The sequence below is a fragment of the Pseudomonas sp. 20P_3.2_Bac5 genome (assembly GCF_025466035.1).
Classification (GTDB): domain Bacteria; phylum Pseudomonadota; class Gammaproteobacteria; order Pseudomonadales; family Pseudomonadaceae; genus Aquipseudomonas.
This window is the reverse complement of sequence record NZ_JANLOA010000036.1, coordinates 1-6,463: the sequence shown is the minus strand read 5'-3', so window position 1 is coordinate 6,463 and position 6,463 is coordinate 1. Positions and strand designations below refer to the sequence as shown.

Sequence of the window (6,463 nt, the reverse complement as noted above, 5' to 3'; positions counted from 1 at the left end):
AAACAGCCCGGGCGCCCCCCCCCCCCCGGGAAAAACGGGCCCCCCGCGGGGGGGGGGGCCCCGGGGTCAGGTCACGGCAGGGCGTAGGAGATGACGTAATCGCCGCGGTCGGTCGACTGACGCGCACCACCGGCGGTGATCACCACGTATTGCTTGCCGGTCTTCGGCGAGACATAGGTCATCGGGCCGCCCTGGCTGCCCACTGGCAGACGGGATTTCCAGATTTCCTTGCCGTTGCCGCTGTCGAAGGCGCGCAGGTAGAAGTCCTGGGTGCCGGCGATGAATACCAGGCCGCCCTGGGTCGACAGGGTGCCGCCGAGGGTCGGCAGGCCGATCGGCAGCGGCAGGTGCATGCGGATGCCCAGCGGACCGGTGTCTTCGACGGTGCCGACCGGCACCTGCCAGGCGACCTGGCGGGTCTTCATGTCGATGGCGGTCAGGGTGCCGTAAGGCGGGGCCTGGCACGGAATACCGGCGACCGACAGGAAGCGGTTCTTGTTCACCGCATACGGCGTGCCTTTGAGCGGCACCGCGCCCATGCCGGTGTTCAGCGCTTCACCACCACCAGCAGCTTTGCCCTGGTTGGCCGACGGGATCATCTGGATCCACAGGCCCAGACGCATGTCGTTGACGAAGATGAAACCGTGCACCGGATCGGTGGACAGGCTGCCCCAGTTCATCCCGCCGAGGGAGCCGGGGAAACTCAGCGACAGGTCGGTGCCCGGCGCGGTGTAGAGACCGTCGTAGCGCATCTTCTTGAAGTCGATGCGGCACAGCAGTTGGTCATACGGGGTGGCGCCCCACATGTCCGACTCGGTCAGGGTCTGCGCGCCGATCTGTGGCATGCCGGTCGAGCGTGGCTGGGTGGCCGAATACTGCTCGTTGGGGATGCCGGCGGCTTTTACCGGGACTTCCTCGACCTTGGTCAGCGGCTGGCCGGTGGCGCGGTCGAGGACGAAGATCTGCCCTGCCTTGGTGCCGATCACTAGCGCCGGCACGGTGTTGCCGTCGTCCTTGGTGAAGTCGATCAGGCTTGGCTGCATCGGCAGGTCGAAGTCCCAGAGGTCGTTGTGCACGGTCTGGTAGACCCACTTCTCGGCGCCGGTGCTGGCATCGACCGCGAGGATCGAGGCGCCGTATTTGTGGTTCAGCGCGGTGCGCTCGGCACCGTAGATGTCGGTGGACGAACTGCCCATCGGCAGGAATACGGTGTTCATCGCCGCGTCGTAGGACATCGGCGCCCAACTGTTCGGCGTGCTGCGCACGTAGGTGCTGTCGCCGTTTGGCGCCTGCTTGTCTTCCGGGTTGCCCGGGTCGAACGCCCAGCGCATGGCGCCGGTGATCACATCGAAGCCGCGGATCACGCCGCCGGGCATGTCGGTCTGGACGTTGTCCGCAACGCGACCGCCGACCACCACGGTGGTGCCGGCCATCAGCGGCGCGGAGGACAGTTGATAGTAGGAATCGGGCACGTTGCCCAGGCCGGCCTTGAGGTCAACCTGGCCATTGTTACCGAAGCCCTGGCAGAACTCGCCGGTGTCGGCATCGACCGCGATCAGGCGGGCGTCGATGGTATTGGTCAGCAGGCGACGCTGGCAGTTGGCGCCTGCCGCAACCGTGGCCGCGATGATCGGCGAGCTGTTGGGCTGGGTCGGCTGCGCGACGGCCTGGGTGGCGTCGAAGTAGGCCATGCCACGGCAACGCTGCCAAACCTTGGACTGGGCGTTGATCTGGTTTTTCCAGAGCTCCTTGCCGGTGTCGGCGTCGAGCGCGATCAGGTTGTTGTGCGGGGTGCAGATGAACACCTTGTCGCCGATCTGCAGCGGGGTGAGCTGGTCTTCGGCACCGTTGCCGTCGCTGATGGCGACGTCGCCGGTCTGGTAGGTCCAGGCCACTTTCAGCTTGTTGACGGTGTCACGGTTGATCTGGTCCAGCGCGGCGAAGCGGCTGCCGCCCTCGGTGTTGCCGTAGTGGGCCCAGTCTTTCTGTGCCTTGGCCGGGTCCACCGGCGTCAGGCCCGGACCGTTGCCGTTGGCGGCGACGGTTGGGTGCGCGACGAACATATTGCCCACCGCCCACACCAGCGCGATCGCCAGCACGCCCGCGACGCCGTAGGCACCGCGCCCGGCGGTGCCGCCGGAAGCGCGCACCAGCGTCGGGTAGACCAGCGCGACGACGAAGCCGATGGCGCTGAACATGAACAGGCGGGAGAACAGCGGCCAGAAGCTGCGGTCGGTGTCCACCAGCGCCCAGACGGCGGTGGCGATCAGGAACGCCGCGAACAGCCAGGCGCCGGCCGGCTTGCGCAGGGCAATCAATACCCCCGCGACGGCCATGGCCAGGCCACCGATCAGGAAGTACCAACTGCCGCCCAGCGCGGTCAGGCGAACCCCGCCCGCGGCCAGTGCAAGGCCGAGCAGGGCGACGACCACGCCCAGCCCGATGAGGATGAATTTGCTGAGGCCAGAGGCCTGAGAAGGTTGATTCATGCGGAACATCTCGCTGTGTGAATGCGGGCGATTATACGCTTAGCTAGCTAATTAACCAGATGGTTCATCGACCTTATAGCCGATAGTCGAATGCCAGGACGGCCTGACGGCTCAAGGAAAGGTTAGTCCGGTTGTTGCGGAATACGCGGCGAATCGTCGAGAACCCTGGCACCCCCGCCGGTGGACGACACGCAATGAGCACCATTTTTTGAGTTGCATGCGATCTATCAGCGTGAGAGCATAAATTTCGCGTTTTCTGCAATACCGGCCAATGGCCAGGACGACCTTGCCGAGGTCGATAGGATTTTGTTTGAGTCGAGGGCATGACTGAATGGGCATTTCTCAAGAGCTCCTGGAAGAACACACGCAACCCGTTCTGAAAAACCGATACTCCGTACTTATTCCGCTGTGCGCGGCCGGGATCATCATTCCCATCGTCTTTACCGGGCCTGCAATCGCCACGCCGATGATTGCCCGGGACCTGGGCGGTTCATTGCTGGAGTTGGGCGGGGTGGTCAACGCCTACAACGTCGCCTTCGGCAGTTGCGTGATGGCGGGAGGGGCGCTGGCAGACAGATTTGGTCGTAAGCGATGCTTTATTTCAGGGCTGCTTTTGTTTTTTCTCACGTCGCTGCTGATCGGACTCGCGCCCTCTATCACGTTCCTCAACGTGTTCCGCGGGATCGAAGGCATTGCCGGGGCGCTGACGCTGACATCCGCCTCGGCCCTGATCGCCCAGGAATTCGACGATCACTTGCGCTTGAAGGCCTTCAGTTTCCTCGGCACCTCATTCGGTATCGGCCTGGCCTTCGGCCCCATGCTGGTCGGCGTGCTGATTGCTCACCTGGGCTGGCGCGCGCTGTTTTTCGGTATTGCCCTGGCCTCGCTGCTGGTGTTCGTCTTCAGTTTCCAGAAGGTCAATGAGTCGCGTGATCCCAACGCCAAGCGTATCGACTGGTGGGGTATCGCCCTGTTTACCCTGGCCCTCGGCGCGCTGATCCTGGGGATTGTCTCGGGGCCGGAAAAAGGCTGGGGTCACGCCTCTGTCGTGGCGCTGCTGGCGGGCAGTGGCGTGCTGTTGCTGCTGTTCATCCTCGTCGAACTGAAATCGCGCGAGGCCATGCTCGACCTGAGCCTGTTCCGTTTTCCGCGTTTTGTCGGTGTGCAACTGCTGCCGATCTCCACCGGCTTCTGCTTCGTCGCTCTGCTGGTCTTTCTGCCGATCTGGTTCATTGGCATTCAGGGCTACGACGAGACGGAAGTCGGCCTGGCCATCCTGCCGCTGACCGCGCCAATGCTGATCGTGCCGTTCCTGGCCGGCTCGCTGTCGCGTCACATCGCTCCTGGATACCTGTGCGGTGCCGGCCTGTTGCTGGCGGCCCTGGGGCATTGCTGGCTGGCGCTGACCCTGACGCCGGGCGCAAGTATCTGGAGCATTGTTCTGCCGATGCTGCTCATCGGCATTGGCAGCGGGCTGCCGTGGGGGCTGATGGACGGCCTGTCCATGAGCGTGGTGCCGAAGGAAAGGGCCGGGATGGCCGCCGGTATCTTCACCACCATGCGCGTGGCGGGCGAGGCCGTGGCCATCGCCATCATTGGCGCGTTGCTGGTGGGATACACGGCCTCGGGCTTGCGCCAGTTGGCGGCTGAAAGTCCGCTGCTGAGTCCTTCGCAGACCAGCGATTGGGCAGGCCGGATCGCCAGTGGTCAACTGAATTCGGTGCTGGAGCAGGCGGCCAGTCCTGATGAGGGTGTGCTGGGGCAACTGCTGGCCACGGTCTATCAACAATCGTTCAGTGCGGTGCTGGTGTTGATCGCCGTGCTGACGGCGGTGTGTGCGGTGTTGTGCGTGCTGACGGTGAAAGTCGATAGCACGGGCGGCGCGCCGGTAAAGAACTGAACACTGGGTATACCAATCGTTGAGGTGGATAAATGGATTTACAACTATCGGGTAAACGCGCGTTGGTGACGGGTAGTAACAGCGGCATCGGCAAGGCGATTGCCCTGGCGCTGGCCGCCGAAGGTGTCGAAGTGGTCGTTCATGGCCGGCGCCGGCCGGAAAGCGAGGAGGTGGTGCACGCTATCCGCCTGGCGGGAGGCCGGGCGGAATTGGCCTGTGGTGACCTGACCAACGACGACCAGGCGCAGCAAGTGGTCGATGCCGCACTGGCGGCGTTCGGCGGCATCGATATCCTGGTGGCCAATGCCGGCGCGTTCCCGCCCACGCCGGTACTGGAAAGCGAGGCAGCGGACTGGCTGAACCTCTACAACCAGAACGTCGGCTCGGCGGTGCGTCTGGTCCGGTTGCTGGCTCCCGGCATGATCGACCGCGGCTGGGGCCGGATCATTACCCTCGGCAGTATTGCGGCGACCCGCCCGTTCGCCAGTTTTGGCGCGTATGCGGCGACCAAGGCCGCCTGTGTCAGCCTGGCGGTGACCTTGGCCAAGGAGTTCGGTGGCACTGGCGTGACCTCCAATTGCATCAGTCCGGGGGATGTCCTGACCCCGGCCGCCGAGAACCACTGGCACTCGGTGGCGCAGAAGAATGCCTGGGAAGGCGACTGGGATGCGATTGAGCGCAAGATCGCCTCGGAGATTTCACCCACCCTGGTCGGTCGCCTGGGACGACCCCACGAGGTGGCCGACCTGGTGACCTTCGTCTCAAGCCCGAAAGCGGCGTATATCAATGGAGCGAACCTGCGCATCGACGGTGGATTCCTGTCCAGCACCGCGTAAGCGGTGGTGACGCGTGCCGTTCCTTTTTCCGCGAGTCAGTCCAGGAGCACACCATGAGTCAAGCGCGTGAATCCCAGCACCAAGCGCTGTTCAAGCCCATTGCGTTCGGGCCGCACACCTTGAGAAACCGAATAGTCATGTCACCTATGACCCGCCAGCGTTCACCGGGCGGGGTGCCCGGGGAGCAATCCGTCGCCTATTACCAGCGCCGGGCCGAAGGCGGGGTGGGCCTGATCGTCACCGAAGGCACCTGCATCGGCCATCCGGCCGCCAGTGGCTACAATAATGTGCCGGACCTCTTTGGGCCCCAGGCCCTGGAGGGTTGGAAGCGGGTGGTGGAGGCGGTGCATCAGGCCGGTGCGCGCATCGTCCCGCAGTTGTGGCACGTCGGTCCGATCCGCCGCCTCGGCCAGGCGCCGGACCCGTTAGTGCCCGGTTATGGTCCCTCGGAAATCAGCGAGGGCGGGGAGGTACAAGTGAAGGCGATGAGCCTCGATGACATCGAGCAGGTGATCGAGGCCTACGCACAGGCCGCGAGGGATGCCCGGGCCATAGGCTTTGACGGTGTGGAAATCCATGGCGCCCATGAGTACCTGATCGACAGCTTTATCTGGAGCCAGACCAACCAGCGCGATGATGACTACGGTGGCTCTCTGGCAAACCGCACCCGCCTTGCCGCACGAATCGTCCAGGCGGTGCGCGAAGCGACCAGCCCGGATTATCCGATCATGTTCCGTTTTTCGCAGTGGAAGATCAGTGACTACGGGGCGCGGATCGTCGATAACGCCGCCGAGCTGAAGGTCTTTCTCGACATCCTGGTGGAGGCCGGCGTCGATGTTTTCGACGTCAGTACCCGACGCTTCTGGGAGCCGGCCTTCGAGGGCAGCAGCGATAGCCTGGCCGCCTGGACCCGACGCCTCAGCGGCAAGCCGGTGATGATGGTCGGTAGCGTGGGCCTGGACAAGGCTTATTCCATCGCGCAACTGCGCGGCAATGAAAACCCCGACGCCGGGCAGGCGGACCTGGCGCCGGTAGTAGGGCAGTTGCAGTCCGGTGCGGTGGACCTGGTGGCCCTGGGACGGATGCTGCTGGCGGATCCTCAATGGCCGACCAAGGTGTTCGAAAACCGCCTGGCGGAGATCAACCGTTTCGATCGCGAAGCGATGCAGACGGAGATCTGATCGGCGGTAGTTGAAAAGCCCATCCGACCGCGGTCGGATGGGCTTTTTAGTGGCTGC

General features: G+C 64.1%; 4 protein-coding genes. 3 read left to right on the top strand and 1 reads right to left on the bottom strand.

The features are described 5' to 3' along the window. Positions 1-71 precede the first annotated feature (71 nt). The gene (locus NTD88_RS06020) at positions 72-2,489 is read right to left on the bottom strand and encodes a glucose/quinate/shikimate family membrane-bound PQQ-dependent dehydrogenase (RefSeq protein ID WP_262155538.1); all 2,418 of its coding nucleotides are present in this window, start codon (positions 2,487-2,489) and stop codon (positions 72-74) included. Between the two features lie 331 nt (positions 2,490-2,820). Between NTD88_RS06020 and NTD88_RS06015 the strand changes: the two genes are divergently transcribed. Genes NTD88_RS06015 through NTD88_RS06005 form a run of 3 tightly spaced genes read left to right on the top strand, consistent with a single transcriptional unit; the run spans position 2,821 to position 6,406 of the window. Then, positions 2,821-4,389 carry an MFS transporter gene (locus tag NTD88_RS06015; RefSeq protein WP_095155123.1) on the top strand — a complete coding sequence of 523 codons (1,569 nt, stop codon included), beginning with the start codon at positions 2,821-2,823 and terminating at the stop codon, positions 4,387-4,389. A 32-nt stretch (positions 4,390-4,421) separates the two neighbouring features. After that, on the top strand, positions 4,422-5,225 hold the full coding sequence (locus tag NTD88_RS06010) for an SDR family NAD(P)-dependent oxidoreductase (RefSeq protein ID WP_262129289.1): 804 nt from the start codon (positions 4,422-4,424) through the stop codon (positions 5,223-5,225). 53 nt (positions 5,226-5,278) lie between these two features. Further along, positions 5,279-6,406 carry an NADH:flavin oxidoreductase gene (locus tag NTD88_RS06005; protein ID WP_095155121.1) on the top strand — a complete coding sequence of 376 codons (1,128 nt, stop codon included), beginning with the start codon at positions 5,279-5,281 and terminating at the stop codon, positions 6,404-6,406. Positions 6,407-6,463: the final 57 nt, after the last annotated feature.

Excerpts from the sequence above, each read along its gene's own strand:
- NTD88_RS06020 (WP_262155538.1), bottom strand. The coding sequence starts at position 2,489 with ATGAATCAACCTTCTCAGGCCTCTGGCCTCAGCAAATTCATCCTCATC.
- NTD88_RS06015 (WP_095155123.1), top strand. The coding sequence starts at position 2,821 with ATGGGCATTTCTCAAGAGCTCCTGGAAGAACACACGCAACCCGTTCTG.
- NTD88_RS06010 (WP_262129289.1), top strand. The coding sequence starts at position 4,422 with ATGGATTTACAACTATCGGGTAAACGCGCGTTGGTGACGGGTAGTAAC.
- NTD88_RS06005 (WP_095155121.1), top strand. The coding sequence starts at position 5,279 with ATGAGTCAAGCGCGTGAATCCCAGCACCAAGCGCTGTTCAAGCCCATT.